Consider the following 23,503-nt stretch of genomic DNA (forward strand, 5'->3'; position numbering starts at 1 on the left):
ATCCGCTGATTCTCCTCCAATATAGGCGATACTGCCACAAAAAAGTGCAAGGATAAAAAAACTTCCATTAAAATTGCTGAAAATCAAAAAAAGACCCACATCCATAAATGTGAGTCCATTATTACTATTGTCGCAACGCCATAACAAGCTCTTCTTTCGGCGTTACATATACCGTTTGCTGTTGTTCATAAATCACAAAACCAGGTTTAGCACCGCTTGGTTTTTTCACATGGCGGACTTTTGTAAAATCAACCGGTACAGAGCTAGAGCTTCGCGCTTTACTAAAGTATGCAGCTAGAGTAGCAGCTTCTAGTATGGTTTCTTCTGATGGTTCAAGGGAACGAATCACAACGTGAGATCCCGGGATATCCTTTGTATGAAGCCATATTTCATCTTTTTTAGCTACACGGTTGGTTAAATAATCATTTTGTTTGTTGTTTTTACCTACAAGAATGTCTGTCCCATCCGTTGCTTTATACAATTCAAGAGTTGGGGTCTGAGGTTTGTTTTTCTTTTTCCCTTTGCTGGCTCTTGCTTTAATATAGCCTTCTTCGACAAGCTCCTCCCGAATTTCTTCCACATCTTTAGGTGAAGCATTGTCTAGCTGCTGCATTAACACTTCAAGATATTCGATTTCTTCTTTTGTTTGTTCGATTTGCTCTTGAACCACTACGATTGCATTTTTCATCTTTTGATATTTTGCATAATAGCCTTGAGCATTTTCTGAAGGTGACTTGTTTGGGTTTAATGAAATCACAATGGTCTCAGCATCTTCACTGTAGTAGTTTTCTACTTCTACTTCTTCCATCCCTTTTGTCACTCTATACAAATTGGCAGTCAACAATTCCCCATACAGCTGATACTTGTCTGCTTGTTTCGCATCTTCTAATGTTTGCTGTAATTTTTCAATTTTGTTTTCGTTTTTACGCTTCTCTTGTTGGAGTGTTCTTTCCAGGTCGGAAGCTACTTGTTTAATCCGGTCTCTCTCTGCCTTACCAAAATAATACCGATCTAGCAATTCACTCAGTGTGGAGAAGGATTTTATCTCTGTACTGATGTGCTGTAGAGGTATCATGTAAAAGGCTTCTTTTTGGTCACCCTCCATGATGGACGGTTGATAAGCGTGGTCTCGGATTGGCTTCATGACTTCCACAAACATATTAGGTACTGTTGCGCGATTCGCTAAAGGAATTCGTGAGATGATTTCCTTTGCGATCAGTGGTGAGAGCCCCTCAAATTTCTGAACCATTTGCTGAGCAATTTTACCTCCAGTGAAATCAATTTTCTTCAATACAACTTCTTCTGTAGCTTCAATAGGATTCTCCTTCTCTTGAGAAGGTGGGGATACATACGTATGGCCCGGTAGTAATGTACGGAATCGGTTCACAGCTGGTGGAATATGTTTAATACAATCAAGAATGGTATTTTTATCAGGGTCGACTAGTAGCAAGTTACTGTGTCTTCCCATCAACTCTATGATCAGAAGCTTATTTTTCCAATCTCCTAATTCGTTTCTCGATTTCACTTTAAATGTAATGATTCGATCCAAGCCTTTCTGTTCAATGGCTTCAATAATCCCACCTTCTAAGTGCTTTCGTAAAAGCATACAGAACATCGGAGGCTCTTTTGGATTCTCATATCCCTCTTCCGTTAGTTGTACTCGGTGGAAACTTGGGTGAGTAGACAGAAGGAGTTTCTGGTTATTTCCATTTCCTCTGATTTGTAAAACAACTTCTAATTTATATGGTTGATGAACCTTGGAAATTCTGGCTCCAATTAGAGATTGAAGTTCGTGAACCATGGCTCGTGTAAATAATCCGTCAAACGACATGTCCTTAACATCCTTTATATGTATTGTACGAGCAAAGAACTTTATAAGTATACGAAGATTATATCATTTTTTGGGACAACTCTGAATAAGTATCGAAAGAGAGAAGGACAACTCTTCTTATTGATGAAGGGGGAAGTGAGCTAGGATATGAAATTTCATGAAATGCCCGTAGAAGATTTGAAAAAGAGTTTAAGTACTGATTTTGAAAATGGATTATCGAATGAAGAGGTGAAGAAACGACGCAAACAACATGGTTTTAACGAACTACAAGAAGGAGAAAAACAATCAGCCCTTCTCCTGTTCTTTAGTCAGTTCAAGGACTTTATGGTTCTCGTTTTATTAGGAGCTACTTTTATATCTGGTATTTTGGGAGAGTATGTGGATGCCATTGCCATTATGGCGATTGTTTTGATCAATGGAGTTCTCGGCTTTTTCCAAGAGAGGAAAGCAGAAAAATCGCTACAAGCACTTAAGGAATTATCAGCACCCCAGGTAACCGTCCTCCGAAATGGTGAATGGGAGAAGATCCCTTCTAAAGAAGTAGTTCCTGGTGATATCGTTAAATTTACATCGGGCGATCGAATTGGGGCTGACCTGCGAATTATTGAAGCAAAAAGTTTGGAAATAGAGGAATCTGCTCTAACGGGTGAGTCGGTTCCAGTTGAAAAAAATGTTTCACCAATCCGAGAGCAAAAGCTGTCGATTGGAGATATGCATAATATGGCCTTCATGGGAACATTAGTTACACGCGGTTCCGGTGTGGGAGTTGTAGTGTCCGTTGGAATGAAAACAGCAATGGGACAAATTGCTGATTTATTACAAACGGCAGAGTCCATGATGACTCCGCTTCAAAGGCGCTTAGAAGAACTAGGAAAGATTTTGATTATTGCGGCCCTCTTGTTAACCGCTCTGGTCGTGGTAGTTGGGGTCATTCAAGGTCATGATTTATATACGATGTTCTTTGCTGGAGTTAGTTTAGCGGTTGCTGCTATTCCAGAAGGTCTTCCGGCCATTGTTACGGTTGCTCTGTCTCTCGGTGTTCAGAAAATGATTAAACGAAAAGCCATTGTCCGAAAGCTTCCTGCGGTTGAGACACTCGGATGTGCATCAGTTATTTGTTCTGATAAAACAGGAACAATGACACAAAACAAGATGACGGTGACCAAACTATGGAGCGGTGGAAAAACGTGGGATGTAACAGGACAAGGGTATGAACCTAGAGGAGAATTTCTACAAGGTGAAAGATCCGTTCAAATAAAAGAAGAAAAGGCATTTCAACAATTACTTTCCTTTGGAATGTTATGTAACCACGCAGAGTTAAAATACGATGGAGACCAGTACCATTTAGATGGTGACCCAACTGAAGGCGCCATGCTAATCGCTGCTATGAAAGCGGGTTATACCAGAGATAGTCTACAGAAGCAATTTAGAATTGTACATGAGTTCCCGTTTGACTCTGATCGAAAAATGATGAGTGTCGTTGTCGAGGACCCAAATGGCAAAAAATTCGTTGTCACAAAGGGTGCACCAGACGTCCTCCTGAAGGTGAGCGACTCTATTCTGTATGATAATAAGCTTCAATATTTCTCTGATTCTCATCGAAAAACAGTGGTGGGAGCCATTGAGTCAATGGCTCAAGATGCCTTACGTACCATTGCCGTTGCGTATAGACCTTTGAGTAACGGTACCTATCCTCTTCATGAAGCAGAAGCAGAGAAAGATTTAACTCTAATTGGTTTACAAGGTATGATTGACCCACCGCGTCCAGAGGTAAGGGAAGCGGTTAAGGAGTGTAAAAAAGCGGGCATACAAACGGTCATGATTACGGGCGATCATGTATCGACAGCTAAAGCTATTGCCAAGCAACTTGGTATATTATCAAGTCAACATATTGTTCTAGAAGGTCATCAGTTAAATGACATGTCAGTGGAAGAGCTAGAAGATGTGGTGGAAAAAACGGCAGTATTTGCTCGCGTATCTCCTGAGCATAAGCTGAAAATTGTAAAAGCGTTTCAAAATCGTGGACACATTGTTGCTATGACAGGAGATGGTGTAAATGATGCTCCTGCTATAAAAGCAGCTGATATTGGCGTAGCGATGGGAATCACGGGTACGGATGTTGCGAAAGAAGCGTCTTCCCTTGTTTTATTAGATGATAATTTTACAACTATTAAAGCAGCTATTGAAGAAGGTCGGAACATCTATGAAAATATTCGAAAGTTCATTCGATACTTATTAGCTTCTAATGTTGGTGAAATTTTAGTGATGTTGTTTGCGATGCTTCTCGCATTGCCTTTACCTCTCGTCCCAATCCAGATCCTTTGGGTGAACCTAGTAACAGATGGATTACCAGCAATGGCCCTTGGATTGGATCCTTCTGAAGATGATGTGATGAATAGAAAACCAAGGCATCCAAAGGAAGGCGTATTTGCAAGAGGTTTAGGTTGGAAGGTTGTTTCAAGAGGGTTCCTAATTGGATTAGTTACGTTAATTGCCTTTATGATTGCGTATCAAGGGCAAGATGACCGTTTAGCATATGCTCAAACTGTTGCTTTTGCAACGTTAGTTATGGCTCAGTTGATTCACGTATTTGATTGTAGAAGTGACCACTCTGTTTTTGCAAGAAATCCATTTGAGAATAAATATTTAATCGGTGCGGTGTTGTCCTCTCTAGTGTTAATGTTTATTGTTATTTACTATCCACCTCTACAACCTGTATTCCATACAGTGGCCATTGACGTGAAAGATTGGCTGTTTATTACTGGTCTGGCGGCAATTCCAACATTTGTTTGGGTAGGGTCACATTTTACAAGAAAAACAAAATAATATGTGATATAATCCAAAAGGTAATAGAGATTCTATTACCTTTTCTTTCGTTTTTTACGTAATTTTCAAACTCAAATCTAGCCCGTTTAAATAAAGGTTGTGATAATTGTGATCATGAGTATGACAGGCTATGGCAGGAGTAAAAAGGAGTCTGGCCCTTATCAAGTAAGTGTTGAATTAAAAGCGGTTAATCATCGTTTTTGTGAGGTCTCTTTAAGAATCCCTAGATCTTTCATTTATATTGAAGATAAGATTAAAAAGAAAGTTCAATCATACATTAGACGTGGTCGTGTAGAGGGATACTTAAATGTAGAGGGTGAAGGATTAACTACTCGGTCTCTACAAGTGGATTGGGAACTTCTTGACCAATATGTAACCGCAATAAAACAAGTGAAACAACGCTATTCTTTACAGGATGAAATGACACTTCCAAACGTCATTCAAAGAGAAGATTTTTTTCAAATTGTTGAAAAGGAAGAGGAAAACCTAGTGGAACTTGAACAGCTTATTCTTGATTCATTTGAAGAAGCTGTGAAGAATTTAGCGAATATGAGACAACTTGAAGGGCAAGAGTTAAAAAAGGATTTGCTTAAATACATAGATCAAATACAAGGTAAGGTAAATAACCTTGAAAAGTCAGCCCCACTCGTTACCGAGCAATATAAGGAACGATTGGAAAAACGGTTATATGACTTCCAGAGTGGTCAGTTGGATGAAAATCGACTTCTAACTGAGGTGGCCATATTTGCCGATAAGGCCGATATAAGTGAAGAGTTAACTAGATTGACAAGCCATTGCACACAGTTTTTACAATCACTCGAGAGTAATGAGCCTGTAGGTAGAAAATTAGACTTTATTATTCAAGAAATGAATCGTGAAATTAACACGATTGGCTCAAAGGCAAATGACAAACAAATTGCGCAAGATGTGGTAGAATTGAAAACAATTCTTGAAAAAATGCGTGAACAAGTTCAAAATATCGAGTAATTGGAATAATTGCTTACGTGAACGGTCAAAATATGATATTGAGTATTAGGAGGTCCTATGGGCATACAGCTTATAAACATTGGTTTCGGAAATATAGTATCTGCCAATCGCTTAATTTCTATCGTGAGTCCTGAATCGGCTCCCATTAAACGATTGGTACAAGACGCACGTGATCGAAATATGCTAATTGATGCGACCTATGGTAGACGCACACGAGCAGTTTTAATCATGGATTCAGACCATGTCATTCTGTCCGCTGTTCAACCTGAGACTGTAGCACATCGATTAGTGGACCGTGAAGAGATCGTGGATGAAGGGTAGGAACAATTTATGAGAGGTAAGAAAGGTCTTTTGATCGTTTTATCTGGACCATCCGGTGTTGGAAAAGGGACAGTTCGAAAAGCGATTTTTTCAAAAGATAATACAAAATATGAATACTCGATTTCTGTAACAACAAGAAATCCACGTGAAGGTGAAACAAATGGAGTGGATTATTTCTTTAAATCCAGAGACGAGTTTGAACAAATGATTGAAAAAGGAGAACTATTAGAGTACGCAGAGTATGTCGGCAACTACTATGGAACTCCTGTTGATTACGTTCGTCAAACATTAGATGAAGGTAGGGATGTGTTTCTAGAAATTGAAGTCCAAGGGGCTAGACAAGTAAGAGAAAAGTTTCCTGATGGATTGTTCATTTTTCTAGTGCCACCAAGCCTACACGAGCTTCGTTCTAGATTAACAGGTCGTGGTACAGATTCTGAAGAAATCATTCAGGATCGATTAAATGCGGCTAAAGAAGAATTAATGTTGATGAATTTGTATGATTACGTCGTTGTTAATGATAGAATTGAATCAGCCTGTGACACGATTGATTCAATCGTAGCGGCAGAACATTGCCGTCGTGAACGAGTTGAAAAAATTTATAAAGAAATGTTAGGAGTGGACTGATATCCATGCTGAATCCATCAATTGATTCCTTATTAACGAAAATAGATTCTAAATATTCCTTAGTAACCATCGCTGCTAAAAGAGCTCGTAAACTTCAGTTGAAAGAAGAAACACCACTTCAAGAAAAATATATATCCCATAAGTTTGTTGGTAAAGCACTTGAGGAAATTAACAATGGTGGCCTAAGAATGGCAGCAAAAGATTAACAGCACAGACTCATTTAGGGGTCTGACCCCAAGAATACACTTGGGGTCAGGCCCTTTGTTGTATTTGGAAAATTGATTCATTTAGATTTAGATATAAACTCCTATCAATTTATTACGGTTATAAAAGGGGTAGTGGAAATGGAAAAGAAGAAAATCCTGTTGTGTGTATCAGGTGGAATCGCTGTATTTAAAGCCGCAGCACTAACGAGTAAATTGGTACAAGCGGGAATGGAAGTTAGGGTCATTATGACCGAGAGTGCACAAAAATTTGTCACTCCTCTTACATTTCAGGCTTTATCTAGACAAACCGTCTATATAGATACATTTGAAGAACAAGATCCTGGAGTGATATCACATATAGATGTAGCAGATTGGGCTGATTTAATAGTGGTTGCACCTGCTACCGCTAATGTCATCGCAAAGCTCGCAAATGGATTGGCAGATGATATGTTATCGACATCAGTACTAGCATCAACAGCACCCGTCTGGATTGCTCCTGCAATGAATGTACATATGTATGAAAACCCAGCAGTACAAAAGAATATGCAAACTCTAAAATCCTACGGTCACCATTTTGTTGAACCAAATGAAGGCTATTTAGCTTGTGGGTATGTTGGGAAAGGTCGTCTTGCAGAACCAGAAGAAATTGTAGAACAAATCCAACTCTTCTTCCAAGAGCCAAAAAATTTACCTTTTAAAGGGAAAAAAATCTTAATTACGGCAGGACCAACTCGTGAAGTAATCGATCCAGTTCGATATATGACCAATCATTCAAGTGGAAAGATGGGCTATGCTCTAGCGGAAGAGGCGGCCAAATTAGGTGGGGACGTCACCTTAGTTTCTGGACCAGTAAATCTTCCACATCCACCAAATGTTACGGTGGTAAACGTGGAATCAGCAGAGGATATGTACCAAGCCGTTTCGAATCGCTTTGAAGATGTAGATATTTTGATCAAAAGTGCCGCTGTAGCCGATTATCGTCCAAAGAATGTTTTTGATAAAAAGATGAAAAAGCAAGAAGGCGATTTGACATTAGAGCTTGAAAGAACCAAGGATATACTTAAAGAAATGGGGAAAATCAAGCAGCATCAGCTACTTATCGGGTTTGCAGCAGAAACGAATAATATTGAAGAGTACGCTAAAAAGAAATTAGAATCCAAAAATGCTGATTTAATTGTAGCCAATGATGTGACTCAAGAAGGAGCCGGATTTGGTGGGGACACGAATATGGTGACCATGTTTGACCGAAACGGCACTTCAGAAGTTGTACCTATACTCTCAAAAAATGAAGTGGCAAAGAGAGTATTAAACAAGATTGAAAGGTTATTAAACAAGGAGTGAGGAATGAGTGCATGTAGCGAAGGTAATTGTAGATGTTCCAGCTGGGCAAATTGATCACTCCTTTGACTATCTTATCCCACAAGAGTGGGAGGACATTATCGTACCAGGTATCCGTGTGATTGTTCCTTTTGGTCCCCGTAAGATTCAAGGGATTGTAGTGGATACCTATATGAAAACAGAGGAAACAGAATTTAAGTTAAAAGCAATAGATGAACCTATGGATGTAACACCTGTTCTTACACCTGAACTACTACAGCTTGCGAATCAGCTTTCTGAAGAAACGCTCTGCTTTCACATTGCAGCTCTACAGGTAATGCTTCCTGCTGCTATGAAAGCAAAGTATAAAAAGAAGGTTGTGCTTAAAAGTGAACCCATTCCACCAGAATTTTTGCCTCTTTTTCAGAAGGGGAATATCGTTAGCTGGGAAAAGGCAATGGAGCTGAACCTTGTTCCGACACTGCAAAGAAAAGCAAGAGCAAAGGAAATAGATTTTGAAATCATTTATGAGGTTAAAGAGAAAAACAGGAAGAAGGTCATCAAGCACGTTTGCTTAAACATAGACCGTAAAATGGTAGACAACGAAATCGACAAGTTGCCTCCTCAAGCAGGTAAACAAAAGGAACTGCTAGAGATATTAAAAAATCAGCAAGAGTCTATTCCTATCCCTGAATTAACAAAGGATTATGGTATTTCTACAGCTACAATTCGCTCTCTTGCTGATAAGGGCATAGTGAAGCATTTAGATGTGGAAGTGTACCGAAATCCGTTTGAACATAAAGAGTTTAAAAGAACAGAACCACTTCCGTTAACGGCTGAACAACAAAAAGCTATCATTCCTATTTTAAAATCTGTAGAGGAACAGTCCTATGAATCGTTTCTATTATATGGTGTAACAGGAAGTGGAAAAACAGAGGTTTACCTTCAGACCATTCAAGAGGTACTAAAGAAAGGGCAAGAAGCCATAGTTCTGGTACCTGAAATCTCGTTAACTCCCCAAATGGTTGATCGGTTTAAGGGTCGCTTTGGCGATCAAGTGGCTGTATTACATAGTGGACTATCCATTGGTGAAAAGTATGATGAATGGAGAAAGATTCATAGAAAAGAAGTAAAAGTCGTTGTAGGAGCACGCTCTGCAATATTCGCACCCTTCGAAAATTTAGGTGTAATCATTATAGATGAGGAACATGAGAGTAGCTATAAACAGGAAGAGAATCCAAAGTATCATGCTCGTGATGTTGCAAAATTAAGAGGAGCGTACCACCAATGTCCTGTCATTTTAGGCAGTGCAACTCCGTCTCTCGAATCGTTTGCGAGAGCTCAAAAAGGAGTCTATACCTTATTAGAGCTATCGAGAAGAATGAATGACCGAGATTTACCTTCAGTTGAAATTGTTGATATGAGAGAGGAACTCCGGTCGGGAAATCGTTCTATGTTCTCGACGAAATTGGTTGAGCTTCTTCAAAATCGAATGGAGAAAAAGGAACAATCTGTCCTTTTTTTAAATAAAAGAGGGTATTCGTCGTTTGTAATGTGTAGAGACTGTGGATACGTGATGAATTGTCCGAATTGTGATCTTTCCATGACTTATCACAGAGCCTCATCTGAGATGAAATGTCACTATTGTGATTATCGTGCCCTAGTACCGACAACTTGTCCAGAATGTACAAGTACATACATCCGCTATTTTGGAACAGGAACACAAAAGGTGGAAGAAGAAATAGCTCGGTTGTTTCCTGAGGCAAGAGTGATTCGAATGGATGTCGATACGACAGGAAGAAAAGGTGCACACGAAAAACTGTTATCAGCGTTTGAACGAGGAGAAGCAGATATCCTTTTAGGTACTCAAATGATTGCAAAAGGGCTAGACTTCCCTAATATAACCCTAGTTGGTGTTTTATCAGCCGACACGATGCTTCACCTACCCGATTTCAGGGCATCAGAAAAAACCTTCCAGCTTCTCACTCAGGTAAGTGGACGAGCAGGTAGACATGAAAAGCCAGGAGAAGTCGTCATTCAAACGTATACTCCTGAACATTACAGTATTGAATTAAGCGGTAGTCAAGATTATTTGGCCTTTTATCAAAAAGAGATGATAACAAGAAAGCAATTTCAATATCCGCCTTTTTACTATTTAACGCTTATAAATATCAGTCATGAAGAAGTCATGAAAGCTGCATCTATTGCTGAAAATATAACGAGCTACTTGGAAAAGAACCTCAGCTCCTCAAGTATTATTCTCGGTCCGGTAGCTTCTCCAATCGCTCGCATCAATAATAGATATCGGTACCAATGTCTGGTAAAATACAAACGGGAACCAGAACTAACAAAACATTTAAAGAAAATCGTCCATCAATTCCAGGAAGATAAACGAAACAATGGAGTGTATGTATCAGTTGATGTACAGCCATATGTTTTAATGTAAAAAGAGGTGTAATTGTGAGTGTAAAACCAATTGTAATGGACCCAAATCCAGTCTTGAATCAAAAGTGTGAACCTGTTACAAGCTTTGATTCAAAACTAAAAAAACTGGCTAGGGACATGTTTGATACAATGTACGAAGCCGATGGAGTAGGTCTAGCAGGCCCTCAAATTGGCGTACTAAAAAGGATCGCTGTCATCGATGCAGATGATGAAACGGGACCATTTGTGTTAATAAATCCAGAAATAACCGAACAAACAGGGGAAGAACTTGGTGTTGAAGGATGCTTAAGTATTCCCAATGTGTATGGGGAAGTCATCCGAGCTCAATCCGTGACAGTTCAAGCTGTTGATGTAAAAGGAAGACCTTTTTCATTAAAAGCAGAAGGCTATGTGGCCCGCGCGATTCAGCATGAACTCGATCACTTGGACGGTATCTTATTTACGACCAAAGTAGTTCGATACATAGAGGAAGCAGACTTAGAAGAAGAGGTGGTTGAAGAATGACAAAAATCGTCTTTATGGGGACTCCAGATTTTTCAGTTCCAGTACTAGAAAAGATAGTAAGTGAAGGCTACAACGTAGTCGGTGTGGTTACTCAGCCAGACCGTCCAGTAGGGAGAAAAAAAGTTCTGACACCACCTCCAGTAAAAAAGAAGGCAGTAGAGTTACAAATACCTGTCTACCAGCCTGAGAGAATTAAAACAGAATATCAAGAGATTTTAGATTTAGAGCCGGACTTGATAATTACGGCAGCATATGGACAAATTGTTCCAAATGAAATGTTAGACTTTCCTCGTTTCGGTTGCATCAATGTACACGCATCATTGCTTCCAGAGTTACGAGGGGGTGCTCCCATTCATTACGCCATTCTACAAGGAAAAGAAATTACAGGCGTGACGATTATGTACATGGTTGAGAAATTAGATGCTGGAGATATGATTTCAAAGGTGGAAGTTCCAATACTTGAAACGGATCATGTAGGAAGTCTTCATGATAAATTAAGTGTTGCAGGGGCTAATCTACTTATAGAAACACTACCTTCTATTTTAGATGGTACAGCAAAAGCTACTCCGCAAGATCATTCGAAGGCCACGTTTGCTTCTAACATTAAACGGGAGCAAGAAATAATTGATTGGAGTAAGTCAGGGGAACAAGTTTATGATCACATCCGCGGACTTCATCCTTGGCCGGTTGCCTATACGAAGTTCCATGGAGAGGTATGGAAAATCTGGTGGGGCGAGAAAGTCCATTTAAATGATGAGGAACATGTTCCGGGTACAATTGTGGACATTGATGAAAATGCCTTTATTGTAAAAACTGGAGATGATATCGGAATTAAAATTACAGAACTTCAACCAGCAGGTAAGAAACGGATGGAAACTTCTCAATTTTTAAGAGGTTCTGGTTCCCATGTGGAAATTGGCATGAGATTAGGGGATCACAATGAATAAACCAAACGTGCGGTTTGCTTGTTTACAGCTACTGACCACCATTGACAAAGACCAGGCATATAGCAACTTAGTATTGCAAAAAGAGCTAGAAACAGGGAATTACTCTGTTAAGGATAAAGCCCTCCTAACTGAAATCTTATATGGGACATTGCAGCGTAAGTTAAGCTTGGATTATTATTTAGAGCCTTTTATTAAAGGAAAAAGAGTAAAAGGCTGGGTGAAATGGTTACTTCGATTAACTCTTTATCAGATTGTCTACCTTGATAAGATTCCAGAACGTGCGGCTATTTATGAGGCAGTTGAGATAGCCAAAAAAAGAGGAAATAAAGCCATAGCTGGTTTTGTTAACGGAGTTCTTCGCTCTATTGGTAGGGAAGGATTACAATCACTAGAGGATATAAAAGACCCAGTTGAAAAGTTAGCCACTGAAACGAGTCATCCACTTTGGCTTGTGAAAAGATGGATTGAACAATGGGGACTGGAAGAAACCGAAAAAATGTGTCATGCTAACCTAATGGCTCCTGTTCAAACTGCCAGAGTTAACTTGACCAAGATAACAAGAGAAGAATGTCTTGAACAGTTGAAAAACGAAGGGTTTGAAGTGGAAGAGAGTCCTCTATTACCTGAAGCCATTCGAATGTTAAAGGGCTCAATTGTTAAGAGTACTTTATTTCAGAAAGGCTATATTACGATTCAAGACGAGAGTTCTATGTTACCAGCTTATGCTCTACAAGTAGACCTAAATCAAACCATTTTAGATGCATGTGCTGCTCCTGGAGGTAAAACAACACATATTGCTGAAAAGCTAAACAATACAGGGGTAGTACACTCTTTTGATATACATGACCACAAGGTAAAACTTATAGAGGATAATGTGAAAAGATTAGGCTTAACAAATGTACAAGCAGGACAAGGGGATAGTCGGGAGATTCAATCAAAGTTTTCTAATAAGTACTTTGACCGAATTTTAGTAGATGCACCTTGTTCAGGGTTTGGGGTATTAAAAAGAAAGCCAGAAGCAAAATATGAAAAATTAGAAACTGATATTAGGCAATTGCAAACCATTCAGTTAGAGATTTTGAACGCTGTGTCTCCACTTTTAAAAGATGAGGGCATATTAGTATATAGTACATGCACTATTGATATGGAAGAGAACCATGGAGTAGTCAACTCATTTCTAGAGAGTCACGAAGAGTTTATGTTGGATGAAACTCTAGAGGAAAGAGTGCCTGAAGCGTTTAGACCTCTTGTTAAACAAGGTCAACTCCAGTTACTTCCACACACGTTAAACACTGATGGATTCTTTGTCGCAGCATTTAGAAGAAGGTGAAAAAATGGAACAGCAAACAACACAGAAAAAACGAGCAAACAAGCTTAACAACCCACCAGAAAAACCGTCCATTTACTCATTAAAATTAGATGAGCTAAAAAAATGGGTCGAAGAACAAGGAGAAAAATCATTTCGTGCCGAACAATTATACGACTGGCTTTATGTGAAAAGAGCCGATTCTTTCAATGAAATGACAAACCTTTCCAAATCCTTTAGGGAAAAACTAGAGAACAGCTTTACGATTACAACGTTGAGTACACTCATTCAACAAACATCTAAGGATGGTACCATTAAGTTTTTATTTGAATTACATGATGGGTATTCGATTGAAACGGTATTGATGAGACATGAGTACGGTAACTCAGTATGTGTTACCACACAGGTAGGATGTCGAATTGGTTGTACGTTCTGCGCTTCTACTTTAGGTGGCTTAAAAAGAAATCTAGAAGCGGGAGAGATTGTTTCTCAAGTACTAAAGGTCCAAAAAGCTTTAGATGAAACAGGAGAGAGAGTAAGCTCAGTTGTTGTAATGGGTATTGGCGAACCTTTTGACAATTATGATTCTCTTGTCACTTTCCTTAAGGTCATCAATCATGATAAGGGGCTAAATATTGGTGCACGCCATATTACTGTTTCCACATCAGGAATTATCCCTAAGATTTATAAATTTGCAGATGAAAATATGCAAATCAATTTTGCAATTTCACTACATGCCCCAAATACAGAACTAAGATCGAAGCTAATGCCAATTAACCGTGCGTATAAGCTGCCGGACTTGATGGAGGCCATAAAGTACTACATTGAAAAAACTGGTAGAAGAGTCAGCTTTGAGTATGGTTTATTTGGTGGGGAAAATGATCAAGTTGAACATGCTGAAGAGTTGGCAGCCTTAGTGAAAGGTGTTAAATGCCATATCAACCTTATTCCTGTGAACTATGTTCCAGAAAGAAATTATGTTCGAACTCCTAGAGAACAGATTTTTGCATTTGAAAAAGTGTTAAAGAACCATGGAGTTAACGTTACCATTCGAAGAGAGCAAGGGCACGATATTGACGCAGCATGTGGACAGCTTCGAGCGAAGGAGCGTAAAGAAGAGACGAGGTGAAAGGATGAAAGCGGTATTTAAAACAGACCGTGGACGTGTAAGGCCTCATAATGAAGATAATGGGGGAGTATTTTTAGCAAACAATGATGATTCCATCCTAGTGCTAGTAGCGGATGGAATGGGAGGGCATCGAGCTGGGGATGTCGCAAGTGAAATGGCTGTTCAGGCAATGAAAGAATTATGGGAAAAGAACCCTCCGTCTTCCCAGCCTGACGAATCAGAAAAATGGCTGATTGAATCTATCAAAAACGTTAATCATCAGTTATTTTTGCATGCGTCCGAAAATGAAGAATGTAAAGGAATGGGTACTACAATGGTTGCTGCCATTTGTAGTGATTCCTTCTCAACTGTTGCCAATATTGGGGATAGTCGCTGTTATATTAACAACGACCTTGGCTTTTCTCAGTTTACTGAGGACCACACATTGGTTTACGAGCTGGTTAGAAGTGGACAGATTTCAAGGGAGGATGCTGAGCATCATCCAAGAAAAAATGTAATTCTTCGAGCTCTTGGAACAGAAGAAGATGTCCAAATAGATATCAAAACCATCACATTCGAAGAGGGAGATTGCCTTCTCCTGTGTTCTGATGGTTTATCAAATAAGGTTTCAGATGATGATATGAAGACAATCATTGAGTCTGAAGAAACGTTGGAAGAACAAGTTGAAAGATTAGTCGACTTAGCTAATGAAAACGGCGGAGAAGACAATATTACAATAATTATCGTAAAAAACGACGCAACAGCGGAAGATGAAAGTGGTGACCAAACATGATTATAGGAAAGCGTCTTAGTGGTCGCTACAAGATTCTTGAGATGATTGGTGGCGGGGGCATGGCTAACGTATATTTAGCCCATGACATGATTTTAGACCGTGATGTCGCCATTAAAATCTTAAGACTAGATTTTTCAGATAATGATAATTTTATTCGTAGATTCCATAGAGAAGCACAGTCAGCTACTAGTCTAGCTCATTCTAATATTGTAAGTATCTATGATGTTGGGGAAGAGGACGATATTTATTATATTGTCATGGAATACGTCGAGGGGATGACACTCAAGCAATACATACAGCAAAATTCACCGTTATCCATTCATAAAGTCATTGACATCATGAATCAATTAACATCGGCAATTGCCCATGCCCATCACAATCATATTGTACATAGGGATATAAAACCTCAAAATATCTTAATTAACGAACATGATGAGGTTAAAATTACGGACTTTGGGATTGCGATGGCACTTAGTGCAACAGCGATTACACATACGAACTCCGTACTAGGAACAGTGCACTACTTATCACCTGAACAAGCAAGAGGAGGCATGGCAAATAAAAAGTCGGATATCTATTCTCTAGGAATTGTTATGTTTGAATTATTAACTGGTAGACTACCATTCTCCGGAGAGTCGGCTGTTTCTATTGCTCTTAAGCATCTTCAAAATGAAACACCTTCTCCAAAGAGATGGAATCCGAATATTCCTCAAAGTGTTGAGAACATTGTGTTGAAATCGACAGCCAAAGACCCCTTCCACCGTTATGAGAGTGTAGAAGAAATGGCTGAAGACATAAAAACAGCTTTGGATCCCGATCGGATGAATGAAAAGCCATTTGTAGCCCCTAGAGATGAAGAAGCGACAAAAGCCATACCAATCTTTTCACAGGATAAGCCAATTGATAACTTAGAACAAACGATTTTGCGAAATGATCGCAATACACCGCCAAAGCCTGAAACGAGCGAGAGTACTAGTAAGCAAAAGAAAAAATGGCCATGGATCGTGGGAATCGTATTGTTCTTTTTGATTGTTGGAGGAGTATTAGCCTATACGTTGTTACCTGACTTATTAGCTCCAGATTTAATTGAAGTTCCTGATGTAGAAGACCTACCCCATGATGAAGCGGTCACTAAATTAGTTGATGCAGGTTTTTCTATAGGGAAAACTGAAAAGGTCTACCACGAATCGATTGAGGAAGGACATGTGGTTAAAACTGAACCTTCAAAAGGTTCAAAAGTTCAGCCGAACAGTGAAGTTTTACTGTATGAGAGTATGGGTAAAGAAAGATATATTTTATCAAACTACGTCGGTAGACAATATGAAAGTGTCTTAAATTTATTAGGAGACATTTTTGATGATATTGAGGTTGAAAAAGTGTTCTCTGAAGAAACAGAAGGGACTATTCTTTCCCAAGATCCGGAAGCTGATGAAGAAGTTATTCCTGAAGAGACTACCCTTAAATTTACGGTTAGTAAAGGGCCTCAGTTAATCGAGCTAAAAGACCTAACCGGTTATTCTCGAGATGAATATTCAGCATACTCAAAGGAACATAGTTTCCTAATTAACGTGATAAGTGAGGAACATCATGATGAAATCCCAGCTGGACATGTAATATCACAGGATCCTGCACCAGGGACAAGTGTCAAAAAGAATGCTGAAATCAAAGTTGTGCTTTCCAAAGGTAAAAAAGAAATTCCACCTAAGGAAGTAATCATTGATTTGGTGATTCCGTATGATGATAGCCAAAACAATGAGGATGAGGAGAATAAAGAACCTCAACTTGTCCAAATATATATTGAGGACATGAATAGAAGTATGACCGTGGCAGCAGATAGTTTTGAAATCACAGAAGATACACCTTATCAAATAACATTATTGATAGCTTATGGAGAAAAGGCTGGATATAGAATAGTTAGAAACAATCAGTTTATCGATGAAGGTATTCGTGAGTATCCGATAGAGGAGTGAGACTATGCCTGAAGGCAAGATCATGAAAGCTTTAAGTGGATTCTATTATGTAAAAGTGAATGATCAAACCTATCAATGCAGGGGTCGTGGCGTATTTAGAAAGAATAAGGTTACTCCTTTAGTCGGTGATACAGTTGAGTTCCAAGCTGATAATGAGCGTGAGGGTTATATTTTAGATGTAAAGAGTAGAAAGAATGAACTTGTTCGCCCTCCTATTTCAAATGTAGACCAAGCAATCATTGCATTTTCAGCAGTAGAACCAGATTTTAATGCTGTGTTGTTAGACAGATTTCTTGTACTAATCGAGTATAAGCAAATACACCCGGTTATTGTAATGACTAAAATGGATTTGGCCAATGATAAAGTCAAGCAAGCCATGGAAATTATCGCACAAGATTACCGCCAAATCGGGTATGACTGGATTTTTACATCTACGGAAGATAATGTAGGTCTTGACCAGTTGACCCCTTACTTAAAAGAAAAAATCAGTGTAGTTGCCGGTCAATCAGGTGTAGGAAAATCATCTCTATTAAATGCTATAAATCCTGAATTAGAGCTAAAAACAAATGATATTTCGACACATTTAGGAAGAGGTAAACATACAACTAGACATGTCGAACTCATTCCAATAGCAGACGGGTTTGTGGCAGATACACCAGGCTTTAGCTCCTTGGATTTTGATGAAATCGAGCTAGAGGATTTACCATTTTGCTTTCCCGAGATGGCCGAAATAGGTGAGGGTTGTAAGTTTAGAGGTTGCTTACATCTGAACGAACCGAAGTGTGCAGTCAAACAAGCGGTTGAGACAGGTGAAATACCAAAATACCGTTATGATCACTACATGTCATTTTCACAAGAAATAAAAGATAGAAAGCCGAGGTATTAACATGAAACCTATCAGAGTTGCACCTTCCATTCTTTCAGCTGATTTTGCAAAATTAGGAGAAGAGGTAAAAGAGGTTGAAGCACTCGGAGCAGATTGGATTCATGTTGATGTTATGGACGGTCATTTTGTTCCTAATATAACATTTGGAGCACTAGTAGTAGATGCTATTAGACCTGTAACAAAGCTTCCTCTAGATGTTCATTTAATGATTGACAATCCAGATCAATATGTAGAGGTTTTTGCGAAAGCAGGAGCAGATTGTATCTCTGTACATGTTGAAGCATGCAAACATTTACATCGTACGATTCAAACCATTAAACAATTAGGTGTAAAATGTGGTGTCGTTCTGAACCCTGCTACACCGGTTGAATTGATTCAGCACGTGATAGAGGATATAGATTTTGTTCTTCTAATGACTGTTAATCCTGGCTTCGGCGGACAACATTTTATTCCACAGGTGTTGCCGAAAATTAGAAAAGTTCGTGAAATGGCTAATTCTATAAATAGTGAACTTGAGATTGAGGTCGACGGTGGAGTTACGGAAGAAACAGCAAAGCTTTGCCGAGAAGCGGGAGCAAATATACTTGTAGCTGGCTCAGCCATTTACGGTGCCGAGGATCGGAAAGCAGCAATAGAAGCCATTCGAGGAGAAACGTCAGCTCTTAGCTGATGTTTTTTCTTTTTATAAACGGAGTGGTGTTTCCTGAAAATATAGTTCAAATTACAGTTGATTGGAGCGGAAGGTGCTTGACTCATTTCCACTGCCTTGAAAAGAATAAATGGAAGCAGTGGAAAGTGGGAGGAAGGGACAAGGGAGACCCCGCAGGAGCGGAGGGGAACGAAGGCTAAGAACGCCACGTCCTGTGGCAACGCCTTCGTAACCAACATCCTGTTGGCCAGAGGAGGCTCCCGGACCGCCCGCGGAAAGCAAGCACCAACGGCCATTGTCATAGGAAAAACTATTGTTGTAATGTAACAATTTTATGAAAACAGTTTTTTAAATGATTAGAGAAAATAAGGAGGAATCCCATGATTATCGCAATGATGGCTGGTGGGCCGGTTGACTCGATACCCAGTAAAGAAGTATTAAACGATTTGCCAACGGATACGGTATGGATTGGAATTGATCGTGGCACATTAACTTTATTTGATTACGGCATTATCCCAGAATATGCAGTAGGCGATTTTGACTCCGTTCAAGAAGAAGAAATGCAGCTCATCGACCAAAATGTACGTTTTTTAAAAACAGCTCAAGCGGAAAAAGATGAGACGGATATGGAACTAGCAATAAATCTTGCGCTAGAACAAAAGCCTTCCAAACTTTTTATTTTTGGAGCAACAGGTAAAAGACAGGACCACCAGTTAGCGAATACGTACTTACTTGTAAAGGTTCGTAAAGAACAACCAGATTGTGATGTTGAAATCATTGACCGTTGGAATCGTATTTCCGTGTACGGGCCAGGGGAATTTACCGTGCAACGGTCTGAAATTCCATATATCTCTTACATACCTCTTACACCTGAAGTGACTGGATTAACCTTAACAGGTTTTAAATATCCACTAAAAGATAGGCATATTTTTTTAGGTTCAACATTATGTATTAGTAATGAACTCATTAAACCTGCTGGTACTTTTTCTTTTATAAGCGGCATATTAATGATGATAAGAAGTATGGATTAAATTCTTTCCCCGCAAAAAAATGGCGGATGTAAGGTCCAACATCAACATGTTGGAATACGATGTAGGTAGGGATTAATAGTAGCGAGATGGTGAGGAGGGACTTATCATGAAATTTTACACGATTAAGCTTCCGAAGTTTCTTGGTGGGATTGTAAGGGCAATGCTGGGAACCTTCAAAAAAAATTAAATGAACTTCGTGCTTTAATGAAAAACCCCCTTGCAATTTGCAAGGGGGTTTCATCATGAAAGCATTATACGCGTTCTACTTTGCCTGATCTAAGTGCACGAGCAGAAACATATACCTTTTTAGGTTTACCGTTAACAAGAATACGAACCTTTTGTAAGTTCGCGCCCCATTTACGTTTGTTTGCGTTCATAGCGTGTGAACGAGCATTACCGAAGCTCGCCTTTTTACCTGTAACTACACATTTTTTTGGCATAATTATTCCCTCCCTATATCAAGATGACATTGTTTAACTATGTCGTCAATTACACATGCGTGGAGATACTAATATAATTTATCATAATGAATAACTCATTTCAACAGGAAAGAGAGAAAGCATTAAAGAAAAAATACTTGACATACTCTTCTCTACCTATAATTATTAAGGGGGCACTCCCCTAGAAGATGATAGTCTTTTATTATACAGGGTATTATAGTAAAATAAGTGTAACCAAGCAGTAATGACAAAAGGGGGCTTTTTGAATGTCCATTGAATTGAAAACAAAGTACGGTCAAATCGATATATCTAACGAAGTCATTGCTACCATTGCAGGAGGCGCAGCGGTGGAGTGCTTTGGAATTGTTGGAATGGCCTCAAAGAAGCAGCTTAAAGATGGAATTGCCGAAATCTTAAAAAAGGAAAACTTTACAAAAGGTGTTGTGGTCCGTCAAGAAGGCGATCAAGTACATATCGATATGTATACGATTGTGAGCTATGGTACGAAAATCTCAGAAGTAGCACACAATGTACAGAACACTGTGAAGTATACACTTAACAAAACGGTGGGGCTTTCTGTCGATTCCGTTAATATTTTCGTGCAGGGCGTGCGCGTTTCGAACCCGTAGTAAGGAGGAAGTATTTGTGACAATCAAAGTATTAGACGGCATTAAATTTGCCGAAATGGTACGACAGGGAGCTAACAACCTAACTACTAACGCAAAAACAGTAGATGCTTTAAATGTGTTCCCTGTCCCGGATGGGGATACAGGTACAAACATGAACCTATCCATGACTTCTGGTGCGAAGGAAGTCAAAAACAATGCACAAAAGCATATTGGAAAGCTGGGTCAAGCCTTATCAAAAGGTTTACTAATGGGAGCAAGAGGAAACTCGGGCGTTATTCTTTCTCAATTATTTAGAGGTTTCTCTAAAGCAATTGAGCAAAAAGAAACAATAAACGCTGGGGAGTTTTCGCGCGCCCTTGAAGCTGGTGTTGAAACCGCCTACAAAGCTGTTATGAAACCAGTTGAAGGTACGATTTTAACTGTGGCTAAAGATTCAGCTAGAAAAGCTGTTGAAGTGGCTAAGACAGAAGAAGACATCGTTAAAGTGATGGAAGAAGTCGTGAAGGAAGCTAAAGCATCGCTTGCTCGTACACCAGATTTACTTCCTGTTCTTAAAGAAGTAGGAGTAGTTGATAGTGGTGGCCAAGGACTTGTTTATGTATATGAGGGCTTTTTGGCTGAACTTAAAGGAGAACAGCTTTCTGCTGTTCCAGAAGAGCCATCTATGGATGACTTAGTAGATATTGAGCACCACAAGAGTGTGCAAAGCCACATGGCAACAGAAGATATTGAGTTTGGTTATTGTACTGAATTTATGGTTAAATTCGAGGACGATAAGCTAGCACAAAATCCTTTCAGTGAAGAACAATTCAGTCAGGATTTATCTAAACACGGAGATTCACTATTAGTCATTGCCGATGAAAACCTTGTGAAAGTTCATATCCATGCTGAACATCCTGGGGATGTCTTAAGCTATGGACAACGATACGGCAGCCTAATTAACATGAAGATTGAAAATATGAGAGAGCAGCATACAAGCATTGTTGGTCAAGAAGCTGCTCCAAAGAAGGCAAAGCCAGAACCAAAGAAGGAAAAAGAAGAATTCGGTATTGTTACAGTAGCAATGGGATCTGGAATTGCTGAGCTATTCAGAAGTATTGGGGCTAGTGAAGTCATTGAAGGCGGACAAACTATGAACCCAAGTACTGAAGATATTGTAAAGGCAATTGAGAAGGTCCATGCAAAGAAGGTTCTTGTACTTCCAAATAACAAAAACATTATTCTTGCAGCGGAACAAGCGGCTGAGATTGTGGATATTCCAGTAGCTGTCGTTCCAACGAAGACAGTACCACAAGGATTATCTGCGCTACTTGCATTTAACCCAATGGGTTCTTTAGAAGATAATAAAGAATCTATGGTTGAAGCAACTGAACATGTCAAAACAGGTCAAGTAACATATGCTGTTAGAGACACAGTTATTGATGGGTTAGAGTTAGAAACTGGCGATTTCATGGGAATCGAAGATGGTAAGATAAAAGTGAAATCAAAAGAAAAGCATGATGCAGCTATACAGCTATTAAATGAAATGTTAGATGATGATTCTGAGATTCTTACTATTCTACAAGGTGAAGAGGCATCTCAGGAAGAACTCGATCAAGTCATTCAATATGTAGAACAGAACTTTGAAGATGTAGAAATTGAAGTTCATAATGGAAACCAGCCATTATATCCATTTATTTTTTCAGTTGAATAATGTCTACGAATAGAAGGGATATCCCTTCTATTCATTCTATTTTAGAGAATTTTTTATTGCTGAATTTGAAAAGAATTGCTGTTTCTTGCACTTACAATTAAACTACAGTTGATTGGAGTGGAAGGTGCTTGACTCCTGCGGGAGGAAGGGACAAGGGAGACCCCGCAGGAGCGAAAGCGACGAGGAGGCTCCCGGACCGCCCGCGGAAAGCAAGCACCTGCAACGGAAATCAACGTATATTATTAAGAGAATCAAACATTATTTAAGTGCAACCTAGTATCTAAAACAGTGTTTTTAATAGAGGTTTGGGAGGGAGTACCAATGAAATATAAAAGTGTCTTTGATATAATTGGTCCTGTCATGATTGGTCCATCCAGCTCACATACTGCTGGTGCAGCCCGTATTGGAAGAATGGCGCGTACGTTATTTGGGCGTGAACCAAAGTGGGCCAACATTCACTTATACGGTTCTTTCGCAGAAACCTATAAAGGGCATGGGACCGACGTAGCCATTATAGGTGGTTTACTTGATTTTGATACATTTGATGAACGAATTATACAAGCAAAAGAGTTATCGAAGCAAAAAGGGATAAAGGTTCGATTCATAGAAGAAGATGCTGTGACAGACCACCCGAATACAGCGCGTATTCTTATAGGCGATGATGACGGTGAACTTGAAATCGTTGGAATTTCTATTGGTGGCGGTAAAGTGGAAATCACAGAATTAAATGGATTTGAATTAAGACTAACGGGTAGTGATCCAGCCATTTTGGTTGTTCATAATGATCGATTCGGTGCGATTGCAAGCGTTTCCAACGTATTAGCTAGTCACGAGATCAACATTGGACACATGGATGTTTCTCGTAAAGAAAAAGGGAAGCAAGCTCTAATGACCATTGAAGTGGATCAATTTATCGAAGACTCGGTGATTGACGAATTGTCAAAACTTCCAAACATTATAAATGTTACTAGAATTGTAGACTAACAC

General features: G+C 39.3%; 22 protein-coding genes. 20 read left to right on the forward strand and 2 right to left on the reverse strand.

Translation table 11 applies throughout. The features are described from left to right. Positions 1-124: 124 nt before the first annotated feature. On the reverse strand, positions 125-1,831 hold the full coding sequence (locus tag ABDZ91_RS11475) for an Rqc2 family fibronectin-binding protein (RefSeq protein ID WP_343799110.1): 1,707 nt from the start codon (positions 1,829-1,831) through the stop codon (positions 125-127). A 147-nt stretch (positions 1,832-1,978) separates the two neighbouring features. On the opposite strand from ABDZ91_RS11475, the gene ABDZ91_RS11480 reads away from it, so the two are divergent. The 17 genes from ABDZ91_RS11480 to spoVM all read left to right on the forward strand — a co-directional run bounded on the left by ABDZ91_RS11480 (position 1,979) and on the right by spoVM (position 19,941). Continuing rightward, positions 1,979-4,657, forward strand: coding sequence for a calcium-translocating P-type ATPase, SERCA-type (locus ABDZ91_RS11480; protein WP_343799112.1), 2,679 nt, complete (start codon positions 1,979-1,981; stop codon positions 4,655-4,657). 108 nt (positions 4,658-4,765) lie between these two features. Continuing rightward, positions 4,766-5,644: a YicC/YloC family endoribonuclease gene (locus ABDZ91_RS11485; protein WP_425541824.1), complete on the forward strand. Its 879-nt coding sequence runs from the start codon at positions 4,766-4,768 to the stop codon at positions 5,642-5,644. 57 nt (positions 5,645-5,701) lie between these two features. Next, the gene (remA, locus tag ABDZ91_RS11490) at positions 5,702-5,965 is read left to right on the forward strand and encodes an extracellular matrix/biofilm regulator RemA (RefSeq protein ID WP_343799114.1); all 264 of its coding nucleotides are present in this window, start codon (positions 5,702-5,704) and stop codon (positions 5,963-5,965) included. A 9-nt stretch (positions 5,966-5,974) separates the two neighbouring features. Continuing rightward, entirely contained in the window at positions 5,975-6,592 is a 618-nt protein-coding gene (gmk, locus tag ABDZ91_RS11495) for a guanylate kinase (protein WP_343799116.1), read from the forward strand. A gap of 5 nt (positions 6,593-6,597) precedes the next feature. Continuing rightward, positions 6,598-6,798 (forward strand): DNA-directed RNA polymerase subunit omega, encoded by a 201-nt coding sequence (rpoZ, locus tag ABDZ91_RS11500; RefSeq protein WP_343799118.1) that lies wholly within the window; start codon positions 6,598-6,600, stop codon positions 6,796-6,798. A 138-nt stretch (positions 6,799-6,936) separates the two neighbouring features. After that, positions 6,937-8,139, forward strand: coding sequence for a bifunctional phosphopantothenoylcysteine decarboxylase/phosphopantothenate--cysteine ligase CoaBC (gene coaBC, locus ABDZ91_RS11505; RefSeq protein ID WP_343799120.1), 1,203 nt, complete (start codon positions 6,937-6,939; stop codon positions 8,137-8,139). A 7-nt stretch (positions 8,140-8,146) separates the two neighbouring features. Then, positions 8,147-10,561: a primosomal protein N' gene (priA, locus tag ABDZ91_RS11510; protein ID WP_343799122.1), complete on the forward strand. Its 2,415-nt coding sequence runs from the start codon at positions 8,147-8,149 to the stop codon at positions 10,559-10,561. A gap of 14 nt (positions 10,562-10,575) precedes the next feature. Continuing rightward, positions 10,576-11,064 carry a peptide deformylase gene (gene def, locus ABDZ91_RS11515; RefSeq protein WP_343799124.1) on the forward strand — a complete coding sequence of 163 codons (489 nt, stop codon included), beginning with the start codon at positions 10,576-10,578 and terminating at the stop codon, positions 11,062-11,064. Beyond that, entirely contained in the window at positions 11,061-12,011 is a 951-nt protein-coding gene (gene fmt / locus ABDZ91_RS11520) for a methionyl-tRNA formyltransferase (protein WP_343799126.1), read from the forward strand. The genes def and fmt overlap by 4 nt, the downstream gene beginning before the upstream one ends. Continuing rightward, complete coding sequence (gene rsmB, locus ABDZ91_RS11525; protein WP_343799128.1) at positions 12,004-13,341, forward strand: 16S rRNA (cytosine(967)-C(5))-methyltransferase RsmB; 1,338 nt, start codon at positions 12,004-12,006, stop codon at positions 13,339-13,341. The genes fmt and rsmB overlap by 8 nt, the downstream gene beginning before the upstream one ends. Before the next feature lie 4 nt (positions 13,342-13,345). Further along, positions 13,346-14,446 (forward strand): dual-specificity RNA methyltransferase RlmN, encoded by a 1,101-nt coding sequence (rlmN, locus tag ABDZ91_RS11530; RefSeq protein WP_343799129.1) that lies wholly within the window; start codon positions 13,346-13,348, stop codon positions 14,444-14,446. Between the two features lie 4 nt (positions 14,447-14,450). Continuing rightward, positions 14,451-15,218: a Stp1/IreP family PP2C-type Ser/Thr phosphatase gene (locus tag ABDZ91_RS11535; RefSeq protein ID WP_343799130.1), complete on the forward strand. Its 768-nt coding sequence runs from the start codon at positions 14,451-14,453 to the stop codon at positions 15,216-15,218. After that, complete coding sequence (gene pknB / locus ABDZ91_RS11540) at positions 15,215-17,188, forward strand: Stk1 family PASTA domain-containing Ser/Thr kinase (protein ID WP_343799131.1); 1,974 nt, start codon at positions 15,215-15,217, stop codon at positions 17,186-17,188. Before ABDZ91_RS11535 ends, pknB begins: the two co-directional genes overlap by 4 nt. A gap of 4 nt (positions 17,189-17,192) precedes the next feature. Then, on the forward strand, positions 17,193-18,074 hold the full coding sequence (rsgA, locus tag ABDZ91_RS11545; protein WP_343799132.1) for a ribosome small subunit-dependent GTPase A: 882 nt from the start codon (positions 17,193-17,195) through the stop codon (positions 18,072-18,074). A 1-nt stretch (position 18,075) separates the two neighbouring features. After that, positions 18,076-18,744 (forward strand): ribulose-phosphate 3-epimerase, encoded by a 669-nt coding sequence (gene rpe / locus ABDZ91_RS11550; protein WP_343799134.1) that lies wholly within the window; start codon positions 18,076-18,078, stop codon positions 18,742-18,744. A 359-nt stretch (positions 18,745-19,103) separates the two neighbouring features. After that, positions 19,104-19,754: a thiamine diphosphokinase gene (locus ABDZ91_RS11555; RefSeq protein WP_343799136.1), complete on the forward strand. Its 651-nt coding sequence runs from the start codon at positions 19,104-19,106 to the stop codon at positions 19,752-19,754. Positions 19,755-19,860: 106 nt separating this feature from the next. Further along, on the forward strand, positions 19,861-19,941 hold the full coding sequence (spoVM, locus tag ABDZ91_RS11560) for a stage V sporulation protein SpoVM (RefSeq protein ID WP_343799335.1): 81 nt from the start codon (positions 19,861-19,863) through the stop codon (positions 19,939-19,941). A gap of 64 nt (positions 19,942-20,005) precedes the next feature. Here spoVM and rpmB read toward each other — a convergent pair whose 3' ends face one another. After that, positions 20,006-20,194, reverse strand: coding sequence for a 50S ribosomal protein L28 (gene rpmB, locus ABDZ91_RS11565; protein WP_343799138.1), 189 nt, complete (start codon positions 20,192-20,194; stop codon positions 20,006-20,008). Between the two features lie 266 nt (positions 20,195-20,460). On the opposite strand from rpmB, the gene ABDZ91_RS11570 reads away from it, so the two are divergent. From ABDZ91_RS11570 to sdaAB, 3 genes are all read left to right on the forward strand, one after another. Further along, positions 20,461-20,823 carry an Asp23/Gls24 family envelope stress response protein gene (locus ABDZ91_RS11570; protein WP_343799140.1) on the forward strand — a complete coding sequence of 121 codons (363 nt, stop codon included), beginning with the start codon at positions 20,461-20,463 and terminating at the stop codon, positions 20,821-20,823. Positions 20,824-20,839: 16 nt separating this feature from the next. Further along, positions 20,840-22,516: a DAK2 domain-containing protein gene (locus ABDZ91_RS11575; protein WP_343799142.1), complete on the forward strand. Its 1,677-nt coding sequence runs from the start codon at positions 20,840-20,842 to the stop codon at positions 22,514-22,516. A gap of 321 nt (positions 22,517-22,837) precedes the next feature. Further along, positions 22,838-23,500: an L-serine ammonia-lyase, iron-sulfur-dependent subunit beta gene (sdaAB, locus tag ABDZ91_RS11580; protein WP_343799144.1), complete on the forward strand. Its 663-nt coding sequence runs from the start codon at positions 22,838-22,840 to the stop codon at positions 23,498-23,500. The last annotated feature ends 3 nt before the right edge of the window (positions 23,501-23,503 follow it).

The organism is Bacillus carboniphilus (genome assembly GCF_039522365.1).
Classification (GTDB): Bacteria; Bacillota; Bacilli; order Bacillales; family JC228; genus Bacillus_BF; species Bacillus_BF carboniphilus.